This is a genomic window from Actinomyces israelii DSM 43320 (assembly GCF_000711965.1).
GTDB lineage: Bacteria > Actinomycetota > Actinomycetes > Actinomycetales > Actinomycetaceae > Actinomyces > Actinomyces israelii.
In genome coordinates this window covers 1-18316 of sequence record NZ_JONS01000010.1, presented here as the reverse complement: position 1 = coordinate 18316, position 18316 = coordinate 1, and the positions used below count along the sequence as shown (strand labels likewise).

Below are 18316 nucleotides of genomic sequence, written 5' to 3'. Positions count from 1 at the left end.
GGCGCCCCGCGGGCCGCGGCAGTGGTGGCACCGGGTGATGGGCGGCGACGGACCCCGGCCGGGCGAGCCCGCCACGCTGACCTACTACGCCCTGCTGCTGTCCACTCTCTTCCTGCTCCTGTTCGGCCTGGTCATGGTCTTCTCGGTCCAGTCGGTGACCGTGGCGGCCCAGGGCCAGGACGCGTTCACCGAGTTCGCGAAGTACCTCATCTTCGCCGTGGTCGGCCTGGCGGGCATGACCGCCGTCGCCCACGCCCCCGTGCGCCTCCTGAAGCGGATCGCCGTCCCCGCCCTGATCCTCGCCATCCTCGGACAGGTCCTCGTCTACGCCCCGGGCGTGGGCAGCTGCGTGGGGGGCAACTGCAACTGGGTGCGCGTCCCCGGCATCGGCACCATCCAGCCCTCGGAGTTCATCAAGCTCGCCCTGTGCCTCTACCTGGGGGCCATGGTCACCACCCGTCAGGACATCTTCCTGCCGGGGGTCGACACGTGGCGCAAGCTCGGGCGCCTGGCCGGATGGATCTTCGCCCCGGTGGCGCTGGCGGTGGTCCTCGTCCTGGGCGGCGGGGACCTGGGCACGGTCGTCGTGCTGGCGCTGCTGGTGGCCGGGGCCCTGTGGATGGGAGGACTGGGCCGGCGCTGGTTCGTGGGGCTCGGCGGCCTCGGGCTGGGCGCCTTCGCGCTGCTGTCCGCGCTCTCGTCCAACCGCCGCGCCCGCATCCTCGCCTGGTGGCGCCCCGACGACGGAGACATGTACGACGTCGGCTACCAGCCCAAGCATGGGCGCTGGGCGCTGGGCACCGGGAACCTGTGGGGCGTGGGCCCGGGCTCGTCGCGCCAGAAGTGGGGCTATCTCACCCAGGCCGACTCCGACTACATCTTCGCCGTCCTGGGCGAGGAGTTCGGCCTGATCGGCACGCTCATCGTCATCGCCCTGTTCGCCGTCATCGGCTGGTGCTGCGCGCGCATTATCAGGCGCTCCCGCTCCCTGTACGTCTCGGTGGTCACCGGCGGCCTCATGGCCTGGATCGTCGGGCAGGCCCTGATCAACATGAGCGTCGTGGTCGGCCTGCTGCCCGTGCTCGGCGTGCCCCTGCCGCTGATCTCCAAGGGCGGCTCCGCCCTGGTCTCGGTGCTCATGGGCATAGGCGTGCTGCTCGCCCTGGCCCGCAACGAACCCGGCGCGCCCGAGGCCCTGCGCGCCAGCGGAGCGGCCGTTCGCCGTACTCTTGCCGTGATCGCCCCCCGCAGGAGGAACCGTGCCTGACACCCATCTCACCGGTGCGCCCGAGGACGCCCCCGCATCCGCGGCCCGCCGCCCGCTGCGCGTGCTGCTCGCGGGCGGCGGCACCGCCGGACACGTCAACCCGCTCCTGGCCACGGCCGCCGCCCTGCGCGACCCGGCGATCGGCGGGGACGAGCGCGCCGAGCTCCTCGTGCTGGGCACCCGGGAGGGGCTGGAGGACCGCCTCGTGCCCGAGGCCGGCTACGAGCTCGCCTACGTGCCCCGGGTGCCGATGCCGCGCCGCCCCACCGGGGACCTGTTCATGCTGCCGCGGCGGCTGCAGAAGGCCGTGGCCGCCGCCGGGGAGGCCATCGGGCGCGTGGGTGCGCAGGTCGTCGTCGGCTTCGGGGGCTTCGTGTCGACGCCCGCCTACCTGGCCGCCCGGCAGGCGGGCGTGCCCGTGGTCATCCACGAGCAGAACGCCCGGCCCGGCCTGGCCAACCGCCTGGGCGCCGGCTGGGCGGCGGCGGTGGCCCTGACCTTCGCCTCGACCCGCCTGAAGGCCTCCAAGGGGCGCACCGAGGTCACCGGCCTGCCCCTACGGCCCGCCATCGGAGCCCTGGTGGCCGAACGGGCCGACGCCGAGGGGGCCGCGCGCGCCCGCAGCCGGGGCGCGGCCGCCCTGGGCCTGGATCCCCTGGCCCCGACCCTTCTCATCACCGGCGGCTCCCTGGGCGCCCAGCACCTCAACGAGGTCATCGCCTCCTCCCTGGCGCGCCTGCCCGCCGACCTCCAGATCCTCCACCTGACGGGGCGCGACAAGGACGCGCCCGTGCGCGCCGCCCTGGAGCGGGCCGCCGCCGAGGGCGAGTGCGCCCCCGACCTGACCGACCGCTACCACGTGCTGGACTACCTGTCCGCCATGGAGCAGGCCTACGCGTGCGCCGACGGCGTCATCTGCCGCTCCGGCGCGGGCACCGTGGCCGAGCTGACCGCCCTGGGCCTGCCCGCCCTCTACGTGCCGCTGCCCATCGGCAACGGCGAGCAGAGGCTCAATGCCGCCGACACCGTCGCCGCCGGCGGGGGCCGCCTCGTGCCCGACGGCGACCTGGCCGCCGACGACATCGTGTCCTTCACCGACCTGCTGGCCGACGCCGAGGCCCGCGCCGAGGCCGCCGAGGCCGCCGCCTCCACCGGGGTGCGCGACGCCGCCGCCCGCCTGGCGGCGCTCGTCCGCTCCGTCGCCGCCGGACCAGGGGCCGGTCCGCAGCCCGAGACGAGACCCGAGGCCGATTCCACCGGAGAGTCGGCGGACCAGGAGGCCGATTGATGCGAGTGATGACGACGGACGAGCCGACCGACCTCAGCGGGCGCGCCTTCCACCTCATCGGCGTCGGCGGCGCCGGCATGAGCGTGCTCGCCCAGCTCCTGACCGAGCGCGGCGCCACCGTCACCGGCTCGGACGCCGTCGGCGGCGACGCGTTCGACCACCTGCGAGAGCTGGGCCTGGCGGTCGTGCTGGGCCACGACGCCGCTCACGTGCCGCCCGGGGCCACGGTCGTGGTCTCGACCGCCATCAAGGAGACCAACCCCGAGCTGGCGGCCGCCCGCGAGCGCGGGCAGGAGGTCATCCACCGCTCCCAGGCGCTCGCCCTGGCGGCCCGGGGGCGCGACTTCGTGGCCGTGGCCGGGGCCCACGGCAAGACGACCACCTCCGGCATGCTCGCCCAGGCCCTGTCGGTGGCGGGGGAGGACCCCTCCTTCGCCGTCGGCGGCGTCGTGCGCGACCTGGGCACCGGCGCCCGCCTCGGCGCCGGCCGCGCCTTCGTGGCCGAGGCCGACGAGTCCGACCGCTCCTTCCTCAACTACGACCCCTACCTGGCGGTCGTCACCAACGTCGAGCCCGACCACCTCGACAGCTACGGCACCCCCGAGGCCTTCGAGCGGGCCTTCCTCGACTTCGCGTGCAGCATCCGGCCCGGCGGCAGGCTCATCGTGTGCACCGACGACCCCGGCGGTGCGCGCCTGGCGCGCGCCGCGGTCGACCGGGGCGTGCTGACGACGACCTACGGCACCGACGGCGCCTGCCCGGGGGAGTCGGGGGGCTGCTGCGGCGGGGCCCATCGTGCCCACGCGCGCGTGGAGATCACCGAGCGCCGCGCCGGCGGCACCAGCGCGCGGCTGACCCTGTGGAGCGGCGAGGCGGGCCCGGCGACGCGGCAGGGCCCGGCGCGCCCGGAGGAGCGCACGGTCACCGGTCCGATCCGCCTGGAGCTCGCCCTACCCGGCGACCACGTCGCCCTGGACGCCGCCGGCGCCTGGGCCGCCGGGATCGAGCTGGGCGTGGCCCCTGAGGCCATGGCCCGCGCCCTGGGCGCCTTCGGCGGGACCGGGCGCCGCTTCGAGGTGCGCGGGGAGGCGGCCGGGGTGCGCGTCATCGACGACTACGCCCACCACCCCACCGAGATCGAGGCGCTGCTGACCGCCGCCCGCGAGGTCGCCGACGCCCGCGGCGGCCGCGTCCTGGCGCTGTTCCAGCCGCACCTGTTCTCCCGCACCCGCGCCTTCGCCGACCGCTTCGGCGTCGCCCTGGGACACGCCGACGTCGTCGTCGTGACCTCCATCTACCCCGCGCGCGAGACCCAGGAGGACTTTCCGGACGTCACCGGCGCCACCGTCGCCGACCGGGTCGAGGGCGCCCGGTACATAGCGGACCACGACCGGGCCGCCCGCGCCCTGGCCGATGCCGCCCGGCCCGGCGACGTGGCGCTGACCATCGGCGCCGGGGACGTCACCCGGCTCGGCCCCGTGATCCTGGAGCGGCTCGGCGCCCGTCAGGACGGTGCGGCATGAGGAAGCCGAGGGCCCCGCGCCCCGAGGTCCCCGACCCGCAGGAGGTCCCCGAGGCCGCCTCCGGCGCGGACGGCGCCCCGACGCCTGGCCGCGACCTCGTGGCCAGGCCCGTCCCCGGGGCGCGCTCCGAGGGCGCCCTGGACGTCTTCGGTCGGCGCGCCGGGGCGGCGCGCGCCGACCGGCGCGACCGCGTGGTGTCCACCGGGCTGACCGACCGGCTCGCCGAGCGCCGCCGCGCCGACCGCGCCCTGCTCCTGCGCCGTCTGGCGTGGACCCTCGCTGCTGCGGCCGGCGCGGCCGCGGGGGTGTGGGCGCTCGCCTACTCCCCCCTGCTCGCCCTGCGCACCGGCGACGTCACGGTCTCCGGGTCCGACGGGAGCGTCGAGGCCGCCGACGTGCAGGAGGCGCTGTCCGGGCACGCGGGGACGTCGCTGGTGCGCCTGGACGTGACCGAGCTCGGCGACGAGGTCGCCGGCGACCTGGTGCGTGTGAAGTCGGCCGCCGTGACGCGGTCGTGGCCCCACGGGCTCGCCGTCGCGCTGACCATGCGGGTGCCGGTGGCGCAGCACAGGACCGAGACGGGCTACGAGATCCTCGACGGGGAGGCCGTCGTCCTGGGGACCGCCGAGCAGTCCCAGTCGGGCCTGGCCGAGATCACGGCCGACAGCGAAGCGGCGCTGACGCAGGAGCAGGTCGGCGCCGTCGCCGAGGCCGTGGGCAGCCTGGACACGCAGACCCGCCAGCAGGTGGCCTCGGGCAGCGCCACGACCACCGGGCAGGTCACCCTGGTGCTCAGCTCGGGCGCCCGGGTCGTGTGGGGGGACAGCGCGGACTCGGCCCTCAAGGCGGAGGTTCTCGCCGTCCTGCTGGGGCAGCCGGCCTCCACCTACGACGTCTCGAGCCCGCACAGTCCGACGACGTCGGGAGGGGGCTGAGTGTCCGGGGCACGAGTCGTGGGACTCGCGCAGAAACACGCCGAGCGCAAATGCGACGGCGCCGCGCGAGAGCCCCATAGCGTTGCCCATGTCATCGTCAGAATGACATAAGTATAAACCTTAACTTGAGGTTGAGGGTTGAGGGAGTCCCACGGGGCTCGGCACGAACTCGCGGAGGCAGACAGTGGCGGAATCGCAGCACTACCAGGCAGTCATTAAGGTGGTGGGCGTTGGCGGTGGCGGCGTCAACGCCGTCAACCGCATGATCGAGGCCGGACTGCGCGGCGTCGAGTTCATCGCCGTCAATACCGATGCCCAGGCCCTGCTCATGTCGGACGCCGACACCAAGCTCGACATCGGCAGGGACCTGACCAGAGGGCTGGGCGCCGGAGCCGACCCCTCCATCGGCCGCAAGGCGGCCGAGGACCACGAGGACGACATCCGCGAGGCCCTCGAGGGGGCCGACATGGTCTTCGTCACCGCCGGCGAGGGCGGCGGCACCGGCACCGGCGCGGCGCCCGTCGTCGCCAGGGTCGCCCGCGAGCTGGGGGCTCTGACCATCGGCGTGGTCACCCGGCCCTTCATCTTCGAGGGGCGCCGTCGCGCCGCCCAGGCCGAGGACGGTGTCGCCAACCTGCGTGCCGAGGTTGACACCCTCATCGTCATCCCCAACGACCGTCTTCTCCAGATCGCGGACCGGAACATCAGCGTCGTCGACGCCTTCAAGCAGGCGGACCAAGTGCTCCTCCAGGGCGTTCAGGGCATCACCGAGCTCATCACCACTCCCGGCCTGATCAACGTCGACTTCAACGACGTCAAGTCCGTCATGCAGGACGCGGGAAGCGCCCTGATGGGCATCGGCTCGGCCACCGGCGAGGGTCGGGCGCTGTCCGCCACCGAGCAGGCCATCGCCTCCCCGCTGCTGGAGTCCTCCATCGAGGGCGCCCATGGCGTCCTGCTGTTCTTCCAGGGGGGCTCCGACCTCGGCCTGTTCGAGATCTCCGAGGCGGCCAACCTCGTGCGCGAGGCCGTCCACCCCGAGGCCAACATCATCTTCGGCAACGTGGTCGACGGGGCCCTGGGCGACGAGGTGCGGGTGACCGTCATCGCCGCGGGCTTCGACGAGGAGCCCCTGCCCGCCAGCAAGGCCGCGCCGGTCCAGAAGCCGGCCCAGAACCTGACCAAGGCGCCGCCATCGCCGGCCCCGCCGGAGCCCGCCGCGTCCGTGTTCGCCTCGCGCGGAGGCGCCCACGCCGCCGAGAACCCCGTCGTCCGTCCCGTGGTGCGCCCCTCGCTGCCGGTCGCCAGCATGCAGCCGCCCGCTCCCGCCCCGACGCCTACGACGGCCCCCACCAACGAGGTTCCCGCCTACGTCGACGACCCGCTGTCCGAGGCCGGGCCCGAGCTGGACGTCCCGCGCGTCATCGGCGTGGACGCCGAGAAGGAAGAGATCGAGCTGCCCGACTTCCTGCGCTGAGCCATGGGGCCCGACGACCTCCTGCGGGTTGCTCTGGGCCCTGGTGCGCGCGGGTGCTTCACCACCCGCGGCGCGGGGGCGCCGCCCGTGACGCCGGCCGATCCCTACGCCGGCTTCAATCTCGCCGCCCATGTCGGCGACGACCCCAAGAGGGTGGAGCGCCACCGGCGCCTCCTCGCGGGCGCGCTGGAGCTCGCCGCCGACGACATCGGCTGGATGGCCCAGGTCCACTCCGCCGTCGTCGCCACGGCGCGGCGCGGCCGGACCCCGACGGCGGACGCCCTGGTGGTCGAGTGCCGGGACCCGTGGGCGCCGCGCGCCGCAGGGGTGCTCGTGGCCGACTGCGTCCCGGTGCTGCTCGCCACAGACGACGGCGCCCTCGTCGCCGCCGTCCACGCCGGCAGGCGCGGCATGCTCGACGGCGTCGTGCCCCGGGCGCTGGCGGCGTTCGCTGCCCGCGGAGCGCGTGCGGGCGACGTGTGGGCCGCCATCGGCCCGGCGGTGTGCGGCGCCTGCTACGAGGTCCCCGAGGAGATGCGCCGGGCCGCGGCCGAGATCGAGCCCGAGTGCGCCGCCACGACGCGCTGGGGCACGCCCGGGCTCGACGTCGCCGCGGGGGTGCGCGCCCAGCTGGGACGGGCAGGCGTGACCCGCATCGCCGGCGGCCCGTGGTGCACGGCGGAGGACCGGCGCTTTTTCTCCTATCGGCGCGATGGGACAACCGGCCGTATTGCGGGAATCGTCGTCACCCGGGCTTGTCAAGCCGTCACCGAAGCGTGACCGGTCCGGCGCTACCGGGCCGGGACACGCCGCGACGAATCAGCAGCCCCCCTCCTAAACGCCGATACCGTCAGCACGTCCGGGCTGCTCAGGGATCCGGACGGAGAAGGAGCACACCATGAGCGCGTTGCGCAAGATGACGAACTTCCTCGGTTACTCCGAGCCCGTTGAGAACGCTTATGAGGGCGGCTACCAGGCCGAGGCCGCCTATGACGACGAGGAGTACGCGCCCGCTGAGGAGGAGGAGTACGACGAGCCCTACGACCGCGCCTATGAGGAGGCCGATGCCCCCGAGCCGGCGGCCGCCCCGGATCTTCGCCGGATCGTCACGGTCCACCCCTCCACCTACAACGAGGCGCGGGTCATCGGCGAGTCCTTCCGCGACGGCGTGCCCGTCATCGTCAACCTGACCAACATGAGCGAGTCCGACGCCCGCCGCATGGTCGACTTCTCCGCCGGCCTGGTCTTCGGCCTCCACGGCGCCATCGAGCGGGTCACGCCGCGCGTCTTCCTGCTGACGCCCGCGTCGGTCGACATCGACGGGGGCGCCATCGCCACCGCCGCCAACGGCCGCTTCTTCAACCAGAGCTGAGGAGGAGGGCGACGATGATCGCCGCGACGGCCTCGATCCTCTCGAGCCTGCTCAGCCTCTACATGCTGGTCCTGCTCGTGCGCGTCGTGATCGACTGGGTGCAGATGTTCGCCCGGGACTGGCGTCCCACCGGCGTGGTGCTCGTGGTGGCGAACCTGGTCTACGGGCTGACCGACCCGCCCCTGCGGCGACTGCGCCGGATGATCCCGGCGCTGCGGCTGGGCGGCATGGGCATCGACCTGAGCTTTCTGGTGCTGGTCGTCGCGATCGTCATCCTCCAGCGCCTGCTTGCGCTCTTGCGCTGACGGCGCTCCGCTGGCCGCTGAACTGCCGTGACACGCTCCTCGTCAGGCTTTTCCAGCAGCGGAGTAATGGGCGTCAGGCCGAGAATCGGGCGCTTTGCGCGGGCTATCGATATCGCACCGTGACATGAGCGGGTGCATCCAAAGTGGCCTGAACCTCGAGTTCAGGTACCCTAGTTGCATGAGTGACCGGTTGAACCGGTGACCGTGACATCTTCCGTAACGACACCGAGGTGACGACCATGACGCTGCTGACGGCAGACGACGTCCTCAACAAGAAGTTCCAGGCGACCAAGTTCCGCGAGGGCTACGAGCAGGACGAGGTCGACGAGTTCCTCGACGAGGTCGTCGAGGCGATGCGCCAGCTGGAGGCTGAGAACGCCGACCTCAAGGCCAAGCTCGAGGCCGCCAACAGGCGCGTGGCCGAGCTCGGCGACACTGCCGCTCGCGGGATCTCGGAGACCACCGTCGTCGAGCCGGTCGTGCAGGAGCCCCAGCCCCCGGTCGCCCCGGTCGCCCCGGTCGCACCGGTGATGACGCCGCCCACCATGTTCCAGGGCGGCGGTCCCGGTGGCGGCGAGGAGCCCAGTGCCGCCTCCGGCATGCTCGAGCTGGCGCAGCGCCTGCACGACGAGCACGTCGCCAACGGCCGCGCCGAGGGCGAGCGCATCATCGGCGAGGCCCGCGCCACCGGCGAGCAGATCGTCCGCGAGGCGGAGGACCAGCGCAACCGCACCCTGGCCCAGCTCGAGAAGGAGCGCTCCGGTCTGGAGCACAAGATCGACGAGCTGCGCCGCTTCGAGTCCGACTACCGCACTCGGCTCAAGAGCTACCTGCAGGGTCTGCTGTCCAACGTCGAGGACGGGGAGGAGGCGACCGCCGCGGGCCTGTGAGCCCGGCCTCCGCGGCGCGCCACTGCCGGGCGCGGTGCGGACGGACCGCACCCGTCGGCCGAGGGCGGCGGCCCCTCCCGGGCCGCCGCCCTCGGCCGCGCATGACGACTTCAAGGAACCATGAGCCAGATGCCCGACCCCGCACCCGCCGACATCCCTGCGCCGCGCGCCTCCGCCGCCCGCGGCGGCACCCGCGGGCGACTCTTCTCCAGACCGGCGACGGCGCGCCTGCCCCGCCCCAGCCGCTGGATCGTCGTGCTGTGGTGCCTCGCGCTGGGCGTCGTCGTGGTCGACCAGCTGACGAAGGCGTGGGCGGTGACCGTCCTGAGGGGCGCGGGGCGCATCGACCTGCTGGGCCACTGGCTGGGCCTCGTGCTCGTCCGCAACCCCGGCGCGGCCTTCTCCTTCGCCACGGGCCAGACCTGGGTCTTCACCGCGGTCGCCGTGGTCGTGACCGTCATCGTGCTGCGGGTGTCGAGGCGGCTGGGGTCCATGTGGTGGGCGGTCACGCTCGGCCTCGTCCTGGGCGGCGCCGTCGGCAACCTCATCGACCGGCTCGCCCGCGAGCCCGGGATCTTCCGCGGGCACGTCGTCGACTTCATCGACTACGGGGGCCTGTTCGTCGGCAACGTCGCCGACATCGCCATCGTCGGCGCGGCCGCGGCCATTATGGCCCTGTCCGCCGCGGGCTTCGAGATCGACGGCAGCCGGGCGGGGGACCACGACCCCGACGGCACCGATGAGCAGGAGGTGGACGACGCTCCCGCAGGCGGAGACGGGCGGGACGGGCCCCCCTCCGCCGCCACCGCCGCGGACGCCTCCGCCGGCACCGCCGCGGACGGTGCCCCGACGACGGTGGGCGCCGCCGGGCCGGAGGACGAGGCCGCCCGGGACGAGCGGCCATGAGCCTGCGGCTGCTGCCGGTGCCCGACGGGCTGGCGGGGGAGAGGGTCGACGTCGCCCTGTCCCGGATGACCGGCCTGTCCCGCTCCAAGGTGGGCGAGCTGTGCGCGGCCGGGGCGGTCCGCCTCGACGGCGCCCCGGCCGGCAAGTCCGGGCGGGTGGCCGCCGGCGCCATGATCGAGGCGGACATGCCCGAGCCGAGGCCCGCCGGCCCCGCGGCCACCCCGGTGGACGGCATGGGGCTGCTCTACGAGGACGAGGACATCGTCGTCGTCGACAAGCCCGCCGGCGTGGCCGCCCACCCCACCATGGGCTGGGACGGCCCCGACGTGCTCGGCGCCCTGAAGGCGATGCGGGTACGGGTGGCGACCTCCGGGGCGGCCGAGCGCCAGGGCATCGTCTCCCGCCTGGACGTGGGCACCTCCGGCGTCATGATCGTGGCCAAGGGGGAACGGGCCTACTCGGTCCTCAAGCGCGCCTTCCGGGAGCACGAGGTCTCCAAGGTCTACCACGCCCTCCTCCAGGGGCACCTCGACCCCATCAGCGGCACCATCGACGCCCCCATCGGCCGGCACCCGGGCCGGGAGTGGAGGATGGCGATCCTCGACGGCGGGCGCGAGTCCGTCACCCACTACGACGTCATCGAGGCCATGCCCGCGGCCTGCCTGGCGCGGGTCCGTCTCGAGACCGGGCGCACCCACCAGATCCGGGTGCACATGGCCGCCGTCGGCCACCCCTGCGTGGGGGATCTCACCTACGGCGCCGACCCGGCCCTGGCCGCCCGCACCGGCCTGGCGCGCCAGTGGCTGCACGCCCGCGAGCTCGGCATCGCCCACCCGATCACGGGGGAGCGGATGACCTTCCACGCCGACTATCCCGACGACCTCGCCCACGCCCTTGACGTGCTGCGCGTGCCGTGATCATTCATAGATCGAACCGCACACCAACCGGCCCTGGAGGAACCGATGACCTTGTCCACCACGCACCCCGGGTTCCCCGACCTACTGATCCCGCCCGTGAGCGCCGCCGTCGAGCCCTACCGGTTCGAGACCTGCGCGGGCGACGCCGCCGACCCGGCCGCGCAGTCCGTCCGCGCCGGCATCGCCGACGTCCGCCTGGAGGTCTTCGTGGCCGAGCAGGACGTCCCCCTGGCCCTGGAGATCGACGCCCGCGACGATGAGCCCACCACCATCCACGTGCTGGCCCGCGGGGCGGACGGGGCGCCGCTGGCGGCCGGGCGGCTGCTGGCCGACCCGGGGCGCCCCGGCCTGGTCCACCTGGGGCGGCTGGCCGTGCGGCGCGTCTGCCGGGGCACCGGCCTCGGCGTCCGGATGGTCGCCGCCATCGAGGACGCGGCCCGGCGGCGGGCCGCAGTGGCCCAGGAGGACGGCGGAGCCGCCGTCACCGTCATGCTGTCCGCCCAGGAGCAGGCCATGGGCTTCTACGAGCGCTGCGGCTACACCGTCGTGGGCGGCGAACGGTACCTGGACGCGGGGATCTGGCACCAGGACATGGCGCGGACCGTCTTCGCCCCCGCAGTCCCGGGGCGGCGCCGGGCCCGGTGACGGGCCCCGGTCGACGACGGGAGACGGCATGGACATCGTGGTCATCGGCGCCGGAGGGATCGGCGGCTGGCTCGGGACGCGGCTGGCCGACGCCGGTCACCGCGTCGGCTTCCTCGTCCACGGCGCGACGCTGGAGGCCCTGGGCCGCCGCGGGCTCACCCTGACCGGGCCCGGAGGCTCGGTGCGCGCCCGGATCGAGACGCCCGTGGCCGCGGCGGACCCGGCCGAGCTCCTCCGGGCCCTCGGCCCGCGGCCGCAGACGGTCCTCCTGGCCACCAAGGTGGGGGCCATCCACGGGCTGGCCCCGGCGCTGCGGGCCCTCGCCGGGCCGCGCACCGCCGTCGTCACCACTCAGAACGGGGTGGAGGCGCCCCGGCTCGTGGCCCGGGCCGTGGGGCGGGAGCGGGTCCTGCCCGGCGTCGCCCGGGTCTACGCCCGGGTGGTGGAGCGCGGTCGTGTCGAGACCATGAGCGACCTGGGCGCCATGCAGGTAGGGGAGTGGGACGGCGGGACGAGCCCCCGGGTGCGCGAGCTCGTGGCGGCCCTGCGCTCGGCCGGGGTGAGCGCGCGGGCCTCGGAGAACATCTGGGCCGAGCTGTGGCGCAAGGCCGCCTTCGTCGTGCCCCAGGGGGGCCTCGGGGCGGTCGCGGGAGCCCCGATCGGCGTCCTGCGGACTGCGCTGCGCGACAGCTATCGGGCCATGGTCCGTGAGACCGTCGAGGTGGCCGCGGCCCTGGGGCACCCGGTGGCCGAGGACCCGGCCGCGTACGTGGAGCGGGTTCTCGCGCTGGCCGACCAGCAGCCCGAGCACGCCACGACCTCGATGCAGCGGGACATCGCCGCCGGTCTGCCCAGCGAGCTCGACGCCCAGGTAGGCGCCGTGTGCCGCGCGGGGGACGAGGCCGGCGTGCCCACCCCGATCCACGACCTGGTCCTGGCCGCCCTGGTTGGCCGGGAGCGCGCGTCCCGGACGCAGTAGGTCGGCCCCGTGGGGTGGGCGAACCGACGGGGCTGACCTGACCGGCCCGTTCGCGCCGCACCGAGTCGAGAGACGCAGCGCCGGGATGTTGGCGCACAACCAGGCCCACGCCGACTGCCGGTCGTCACCTCCGTAGGGGCCCGAAAGACTCCTGGATGGCGCCCTGGCCGAGGACGCAGGCTTCCTGCATGAGCCGACGCCGTCCGCAACCAGGACTCCTGGAAGCTGTCGCCATAACCAGGTGGTCGACCCTGCGGAAAACCCGGAGCCTGACGCCCCTCACAAACGGCTCGGCCCCGCCCCTGGCATCTATACGGCTGCCGCTTCTCACGACACACTATGGTGAGGCGACTGCAACGAACCGGGTAGTAACGCACATCCAGTAACTTCGCCAGCATCGACCACTGACTCAAGGAGCTTTCGTAACACCGCTATAAGCAAGTTCGCGAACAAGTAAAGCGCTCGAACGGATGCGTGCGGCTCGAAAAGGTGATAGTCTTCATCCCAGCGAAGGAGCTTGGGTTCGTGTGCTGAAGTAAAGGAGGTGAGTCTAATGGAGCAGGAGAAGAGCAACGAGATCAACCTTGATGAGCTCGTTGAGCTTGAGGAGGACGTGTCTCCGACAAGCGGCATCAATTGTGGCGGTGGCTGCTATTAGCAAGGACGGGGCTTGTGGTTGGCGGAACCGCTGCGTTCCGCCAACCACAATTTGAGGTGAATGAACTAGGCGGAGGTAACGTGAGACTCGGGGTTGACGGGCTGGGGAAATCGTTTGGGAATCGAGTTCTGTTTGAGAAGCTCAGTTGCGACTTCGTGCCTGATGAAGTCAATATTATATTGGGCGAGAGCGGGTCCGGAAAGACGACGCTGCTCAATATCGTCGGACTGTTCGAACGAGCCGATGCCGGAGTTGTGAGCTATGATGGTGAGCCGGTCTCCGGGCTCTCTAAGAATAAAACCCGGCAGCTCATCCGCTCGTACGTCGCCTATATCTACCAGGACATTCGAATCTTCGAGGATCTCACCGTCGATGAAAACCTCCGACTCGCCCTGAGATTCTCTCAAGTCCCCAAACAGGAGCATCGAGGCGTGATCGACTCCATGCTCGTGAGGGTCGGACTCGACGGGTTCCAGCCCAGAACCGCGAAAGAGCTGAGCGGTGGAGAGAAGCAGCGCATCGCGATCGCACGCGCGCTGGTCGCGTACAAGAAGCTCATTCTCGCGGACGAGCCGACGGGGGCTCTTGACGAGGACAGCTCCCAATCGGTCATCGACCTCATTCGAGATATTAATGAGCGGGAGAGCTGCACGGTACTGCTCGTCACCCACTCGACGCTCGTGGCCAGCCAGTTCGAGCATCGGTTCTGGCTCCGAGGCGGAGAGCTCCACCGTGAAGGCGGGGAGCAGTGAAGACCGTCATCCGTTTTATTCTTCTAATTGTTCTCATTCATGCTGTCAGCACGATTGCTTTGCAGAGCTTTCAGGAATCCAAAAGAGCTGCCTATGCCCATACCGGAGCGTACTACGTCAGCAATAACCGAAGTGGGGTTCTAGCAGATCCCGGAGACCTCATAGAGCAGCTCGCCGACTCATCGGCCACCATCATCGGTACCGACCAGGATGGCCGGGTACTCATGTCGAGCTTCTCAACGCTGTCTCTGGTTCGAGGGCGCGCCCCCGCACGCGCGGACGAGTATGTCGCTCCCGACGGCGGTGGCTCGGATTGTGATTCCTCCGATGCAGACGGCGACAGCCAGTGCGTTGGAACGTACGCGGAGACGCTGACCCTCAATGGTCTGGGCGACATCTACCTCATGGAACCGGGAGCGAAGGTGACGCTGCGTGAGATCCGATGCGACCGGGAGCCGGACAAAGTCGTCGCGGATCGTCTCGTCGACGCGGGCTTCGTGCGGTTGACCGCCGAGAACATCGACCAGAAGATCAATGCCGAGACCTATTCACTCATCGAGTTGATACTCAGGATCTTCTCGGCCACCCTGTTGATCATGGGCGGTGTCGCATGGATTACTCTGATCCTTCGTCAAGTTGTCGATTCGTCACGGCAGCTGCAGGCCCTGGCCGGTTTCGGCGCGAGTCCCTGGGAGATAGCGACCAGCTATGTGACGATCCACCGGAAAGAGCTCAGACGGGTGGCATGGGAAACCGGCTCGGTCTTTCTTGTCGCGGGTATCGTCGCGGCCCTCGTGACGCACTGGTACTGGATTCTGCTTCTCGCTGCCGCATGGATGGCAACATTTGCGCTGCTGATCGCCTCATTGATCCTGGTAGTTCTTGTTAAAGTTCGCCTGGGAGATACTGCCAGATTCCAGGCGCCGCCGTCGCTTTTATATATTCTCAGTGTCGCCGCAGGGGCGGCCGGGTACATGTGCACGAGGAACGGTCTCGTCATCATCGCCGCGGTTCTGCTCGTTATTATGGAGATCGTGATTCAGCGTCATCTGATGGTGTCATCCCTCTACAGGAGCATGGGAGCGACCCTGGTGAGCCTGCTGGTTATCCTGACCGTGCTCACGGGTCTCAATATCGGTACGGTATCCATCGGGCTTGATGTAATGCGGAAGGAGAACCTATCGGTAGACACGACAATGCCCTTCGAGACGCAGATCGTAGCCGCCAGTATCCCGGACTCTATAGAGGATAAGCATGACCTTCATCGATTTGCGTACATCAATCCCGTCAGTGGAATTGAGGTCAACGGCGAGCGAGCCTATCCGCTGATTTATGCGACCGATCTCTCCCGGTATGAGGGCTATGTGGTGTCCGGCTCGGCGTTCAATGACGATTCTGTTGCTATCGGGCGCGCTCTGGCCAGGAAGTACAATATCGGGGTCGGGAATACCGTGAACATCAATGGCAAGATGGTGACGATAACGGACGTCGTGGGTACGGAACAGTATGCAGGCATGATGATCTACATGTCTAACGCTGAGTTCGAAGAATTGTACAAAGGGAAAGGGACGACCTACTATGCGACTGATCTTCCGAAGGAGGAGGTTGAGGATGCATTTCCTGACGGTACGACGATCATGTCCAGGGCGGACTATAGAAAATTCTATCAGAACTCGGCCGCAGGGACCTTGTCGCTTGTCTACGGACTGACCGCCGTCATCCTCCTGGTCAGCGCGTATATTGCCTACAAGCTCTTCTCCGCGTTCATCGACTTCATAGAGTGGAAGATCAATCTCATGCGGGGGTTCGGGATGTCGAGGGGCGAGTTCATGCGCAGCGTGATTATACTGTTCGCGGCCATCGCTCTGGGTGCTCTGCTGGTCAACCTCATTTTTTCCGGCCAGCTCTCCAGCCATCTGACTCAGTGGATCCTCGATAGCACTGACTCCTATGTTGACATCTCGATCGAGCCGACAACGATCGGGGCGGTTGCGGCTGAGAATATTATTCTGATCGTCCTTCTCTCTGTGCTCGCCCATCGCGGGATCACCCGCGAATCGATTTACCAGCAGTTTCTGCGTACTAATCCTAGGGTATGAGTGACGACCATGGACTGTGATGTCTCAGGAGATTGGTGATGGTTGGTGTGTCAGGGCATCGGTGACGTTTCGGGGGTTCTTGCGGGGGCGGTCTCCTGGGGTGGCGCGTGTGGCGGGGCCGTGGTGGGAGGCGTGCCTGGTTCCCGGTTGCGGCCACGGGTACTGGGGGAGTGGGCCTTGCCGTGGGGGTCGGTGATGGTGGTCCTGTGGGCGTCCCAGGTGATCAGGGCCTCCTGGCCCGCTCGGGATCTGGAGACGAGGTAGGCGGTCCCGGCGAGGCTGATGGTGCCGTTGTGGAGTGAGTGGTTTTTCTTGGACAGTGGGGGCCCGGTGTTCTGGTGGCGGGACAGGGTGGGGTTGTGTCGGGAGCGTGGTGCTCGGATGGGCTCGGGGTTGCGGGTTGTGCGTGAGAGCGTGGGTGAAGGGGTCGGAGGATCGTGTTGGTGTCTGCTTGTCAGTGGTCTGCCGGCGCAGAGGAGTGGTGGGCTGGGTGGGCGGGTAGTGCAGGGGTCATTCCGCCGTCCGGGGGTGAGGAGGGTTTCCGCGGCGGGTCGGCTGGGGCCCGGGGGGCTGCGCGCCTGGCAGTCCGCAGCGCCGGGAGTGGTGGTGCGGGCTGTCTGGAAGAAGCAGCGGCGTACTTCGCGAAGGGTGGGGGTGCGGAAGCGGCTCCCGGGGTAGGAGGCCACTGGTCGCCAGGGGCACGGCTGCCCGGCCTGTGCTGGTGTGCCGGCGGGGCCGGGGTGCCCGGGGGTCGGGCTACCGCGAGCCGGCGGGCCGGGTGTCGGCGGCTGCCACCAGACGACGCGGACTGGTCCTTTTCATCAGGACTGAGCTCGGTGCCTCGGACGGAGCCCTGCGGGTACCGGCGCGTCACCGCGGCCCTGCGGCCGCGGGGGCGCGGGCGCAGGGCCGCGAGGCGGTGCGCACCCGCCCGTGCGTTCCCAGGGCCCGCCAGGCCGCGGCCCCGCCGAGAGGGACCCGGCGCCACCGCCCGGGCCGCCGGGCCCGGAGTCTCGCGTCCCGGCCTGGTCAAGCGGGGCTCCCGCCGCCAGCAGGCCCGGGAGTGAGGTGGGTGGGCGGCATCCACCTGTATCAGAACCCGGGGAGGGACCCGATCTGTCTGGCGACCGTCCCCGGGCTGCTGCACCCAGAAAGCGGTCGGGTACGCCACTGGGGCGACCACGCGCGGCACCGGCCCCTGGTGTGCGAGGCGATCGATATGGCGGCCCGCAGGTGCCCGACGAGGAGGGACAAGACGATCTTCCGCCCCGCCCCGGGCCGCGGCAGCCCGGCACGCCTCCGCCCGGCTCGCCAGGCACCTGAAAGGCTACGGCACTCCTCCTTCGGTGGGCAGGACCGCGGGGCGTGCTGGGCGGGCGCCCGGGCGGAGGTCGGCGGGTGCGACCCTGAAGGAACGAAAGAGCCCACGCCAATGGTGCACCCCACCAGACGCAAGGCCATCAACGACACTGCCTCCCGGATCGAGCCCGGTACACAAGTCAGACGCGTCTTCACTCGGCGCTCGGGTACCGGACGCAGAGCGAGGCCGAACACGATCCGGTAAGCAGTAACAAAGCCGCCCGACCAACACAATCAACCACAGCCCGAGACACACCCAGCAGCCCACCACCGGGTGCCTGGTCAGGCACGCCCCTCTACGCACCCTACCTCTGGCCCCGTAGAACATGTCTGGGGCGAGGCCAAGAAGAACACAGGCAACACCCAGGCAGCCGCACTCAAGAGAACTGGACTGCTGGGCGTGTCTCGGACAGCCCTGAAAGCGGTCTTTCAGGCTGCTTGTCTTACTGCTCGGTGCTCCTCCTCAACCTCGTTGGGCGTCCTGTACCCCAGGGCGGAGTGGAGTCGTTTCTGATTGTATTCCAGCTCGATCCAGGAGGCAATATCCCGGACGGCCTTGCTTCTTGTGGGATACACCATCTGATAGACCCTCTCGTTCTTCAGGGTCGCACCCGCCGACTTCCGCCCAGGCATTGTCCCAGCACACCCCGGTCCTGCCCACCGAAGGGCGAATGCCGTAGCTCTCCAGGTGCCTGGCGAGCTGCTCGGAGGTGTACTGGCACCCCCGGTCCGAGTGGAATACCGTCTCTCCTCTTGTGTACGGGCACCTGCGGGCCGCCATATCGATCGCCTCGCATATCAGATCGGTGCGCATGTTGTCCGCCATCGCGTACCCGACTGCTTTCTTCGTGCAGCAGCCGGGGACGGTCGCCAGGTACACGAACCCCTCCCAGGTGCGGATATAGGTGATATCGCCCACCCACCTGCTCTCCCGGCCTGTTGGC

At 70.5% G+C, this 18316-nt stretch carries 16 protein-coding genes and 1 pseudogene; 15 read left to right on the top strand and 2 right to left on the bottom strand.

The window, feature by feature from the left end; translation table 11 throughout:
- Positions 1 to 37 precede the first annotated feature (37 nt).
- The 15 genes from O145_RS05275 (at position 38) to O145_RS05205 (ending at position 16013) form a co-directional block, all read left to right on the top strand.
- Positions 38 to 1267 (top strand): peptidoglycan glycosyltransferase FtsW, encoded by a 1230-nt coding sequence (locus O145_RS05275; protein ID WP_043560684.1) that lies wholly within the window; start codon positions 38 to 40, stop codon positions 1265 to 1267.
- Entirely contained in the window at positions 1260 to 2555 is a 1296-nt protein-coding gene (locus O145_RS05270; RefSeq protein WP_043560681.1) for a UDP-N-acetylglucosamine--N-acetylmuramyl-(pentapeptide) pyrophosphoryl-undecaprenol N-acetylglucosamine transferase, read from the top strand. The genes O145_RS05275 and O145_RS05270 overlap by 8 nt, the downstream gene beginning before the upstream one ends.
- 8 nt (positions 2556 to 2563) lie before the next feature.
- On the top strand, positions 2564 to 4078 hold the full coding sequence (locus O145_RS05265; RefSeq protein WP_052374723.1) for a UDP-N-acetylmuramate--L-alanine ligase: 1515 nt from the start codon (positions 2564 to 2566) through the stop codon (positions 4076 to 4078).
- Entirely contained in the window at positions 4075 to 5013 is a 939-nt protein-coding gene (locus O145_RS05260; RefSeq protein WP_043560676.1) for a cell division protein FtsQ/DivIB, read from the top strand. Before O145_RS05265 ends, O145_RS05260 begins: the two co-directional genes overlap by 4 nt.
- A 184-nt stretch (positions 5014 to 5197) precedes the next feature.
- Positions 5198 to 6490, top strand: a complete 1293-nt coding sequence (ftsZ, locus tag O145_RS05255; protein ID WP_043560674.1) for a cell division protein FtsZ — start codon at positions 5198 to 5200, stop codon at positions 6488 to 6490.
- A gap of 3 nt (positions 6491 to 6493) precedes the next feature.
- Positions 6494 to 7270: a peptidoglycan editing factor PgeF gene (pgeF, locus tag O145_RS05250; RefSeq protein WP_043560671.1), complete on the top strand. Its 777-nt coding sequence runs from the start codon at positions 6494 to 6496 to the stop codon at positions 7268 to 7270.
- A 118-nt stretch (positions 7271 to 7388) separates the two neighbouring features.
- Positions 7389 to 7862, top strand: a complete 474-nt coding sequence (locus O145_RS05245; protein WP_043560669.1) for a cell division protein SepF — start codon at positions 7389 to 7391, stop codon at positions 7860 to 7862.
- Between the two features lie 14 nt (positions 7863 to 7876).
- Positions 7877 to 8167, top strand: a complete 291-nt coding sequence (locus O145_RS05240) for a YggT family protein (protein ID WP_043560666.1) — start codon at positions 7877 to 7879, stop codon at positions 8165 to 8167.
- Between the two features lie 239 nt (positions 8168 to 8406).
- Complete coding sequence (locus O145_RS05235) at positions 8407 to 9057, top strand: DivIVA domain-containing protein (protein ID WP_229118372.1); 651 nt, start codon at positions 8407 to 8409, stop codon at positions 9055 to 9057.
- Positions 9058 to 9177: 120 nt separating this feature from the next.
- Positions 9178 to 9963 carry a signal peptidase II gene (gene lspA, locus O145_RS05230; RefSeq protein ID WP_084682392.1) on the top strand — a complete coding sequence of 262 codons (786 nt, stop codon included), beginning with the start codon at positions 9178 to 9180 and terminating at the stop codon, positions 9961 to 9963.
- Positions 9960 to 10880, top strand: a complete 921-nt coding sequence (locus O145_RS05225) for an RluA family pseudouridine synthase (RefSeq protein ID WP_043560659.1) — start codon at positions 9960 to 9962, stop codon at positions 10878 to 10880. Before lspA ends, O145_RS05225 begins: the two co-directional genes overlap by 4 nt.
- 45 nt (positions 10881 to 10925) lie before the next feature.
- A complete protein-coding gene (locus O145_RS05220; protein WP_043560656.1) occupies positions 10926 to 11525 on the top strand; it encodes a GNAT family N-acetyltransferase in 600 nt (199 codons plus the stop codon).
- A 28-nt stretch (positions 11526 to 11553) separates the two neighbouring features.
- The gene (locus O145_RS05215; RefSeq protein ID WP_043560654.1) at positions 11554 to 12504 is read left to right on the top strand and encodes a 2-dehydropantoate 2-reductase; all 951 of its coding nucleotides are present in this window, start codon (positions 11554 to 11556) and stop codon (positions 12502 to 12504) included.
- 672 nt (positions 12505 to 13176) lie between these two features.
- The gene (locus tag O145_RS17115; protein WP_169740322.1) at positions 13177 to 13914 is read left to right on the top strand and encodes an ATP-binding cassette domain-containing protein; all 738 of its coding nucleotides are present in this window, start codon (positions 13177 to 13179) and stop codon (positions 13912 to 13914) included.
- On the top strand, positions 13911 to 16013 hold the full coding sequence (locus O145_RS05205; protein ID WP_156966607.1) for an ABC transporter permease family protein: 2103 nt from the start codon (positions 13911 to 13913) through the stop codon (positions 16011 to 16013). The genes O145_RS17115 and O145_RS05205 overlap by 4 nt, the downstream gene beginning before the upstream one ends.
- A 1788-nt stretch (positions 16014 to 17801) precedes the next feature.
- On the opposite strand, the gene O145_RS18970 is transcribed toward O145_RS05205, so the two are convergent.
- Together O145_RS18970 and O145_RS19840 are read right to left on the bottom strand one after the other, a co-directional pair.
- Entirely contained in the window at positions 17802 to 18005 is a 204-nt protein-coding gene (locus O145_RS18970) for an integrase core domain-containing protein (RefSeq protein ID WP_084682390.1), read from the bottom strand.
- A 22-nt stretch (positions 18006 to 18027) separates the two neighbouring features.
- Positions 18028 to 18291: pseudogene (locus O145_RS19840) on the bottom strand (DDE-type integrase/transposase/recombinase); the annotation flags it as partial.
- Positions 18292 to 18316 lie beyond the last annotated feature (25 nt).

Bases quoted from the DNA above. Each gene is read 5' to 3' on its own strand.
- O145_RS05275 (WP_043560684.1), top strand. From the start codon at position 38: ATGGGCGGCGACGGACCCCGGCCGGGCGAGCCCGCCACGCTGACCTAC.
- O145_RS05265 (WP_052374723.1), top strand. From the start codon at position 2,564: ATGACGACGGACGAGCCGACCGACCTCAGCGGGCGCGCCTTCCACCTC.
- O145_RS05260 (WP_043560676.1), top strand. From the start codon at position 4,075: ATGAGGAAGCCGAGGGCCCCGCGCCCCGAGGTCCCCGACCCGCAGGAG.
- pgeF (WP_043560671.1), top strand. From the start codon at position 6,494: ATGGGGCCCGACGACCTCCTGCGGGTTGCTCTGGGCCCTGGTGCGCGC.
- O145_RS05245 (WP_043560669.1), top strand. From the start codon at position 7,389: ATGAGCGCGTTGCGCAAGATGACGAACTTCCTCGGTTACTCCGAGCCC.
- O145_RS05240 (WP_043560666.1), top strand. From the start codon at position 7,877: ATGATCGCCGCGACGGCCTCGATCCTCTCGAGCCTGCTCAGCCTCTAC.
- O145_RS05235 (WP_229118372.1), top strand. From the start codon at position 8,407: ATGACGCTGCTGACGGCAGACGACGTCCTCAACAAGAAGTTCCAGGCG.
- lspA (WP_084682392.1), top strand. From the start codon at position 9,178: ATGAGCCAGATGCCCGACCCCGCACCCGCCGACATCCCTGCGCCGCGC.
- O145_RS05225 (WP_043560659.1), top strand. From the start codon at position 9,960: ATGAGCCTGCGGCTGCTGCCGGTGCCCGACGGGCTGGCGGGGGAGAGG.
- O145_RS05220 (WP_043560656.1), top strand. From the start codon at position 10,926: ATGACCTTGTCCACCACGCACCCCGGGTTCCCCGACCTACTGATCCCG.
- O145_RS05215 (WP_043560654.1), top strand. From the start codon at position 11,554: ATGGACATCGTGGTCATCGGCGCCGGAGGGATCGGCGGCTGGCTCGGG.
- O145_RS18970 (WP_084682390.1), bottom strand. From the start codon at position 18,005: ATGCCTGGGCGGAAGTCGGCGGGTGCGACCCTGAAGAACGAGAGGGTC.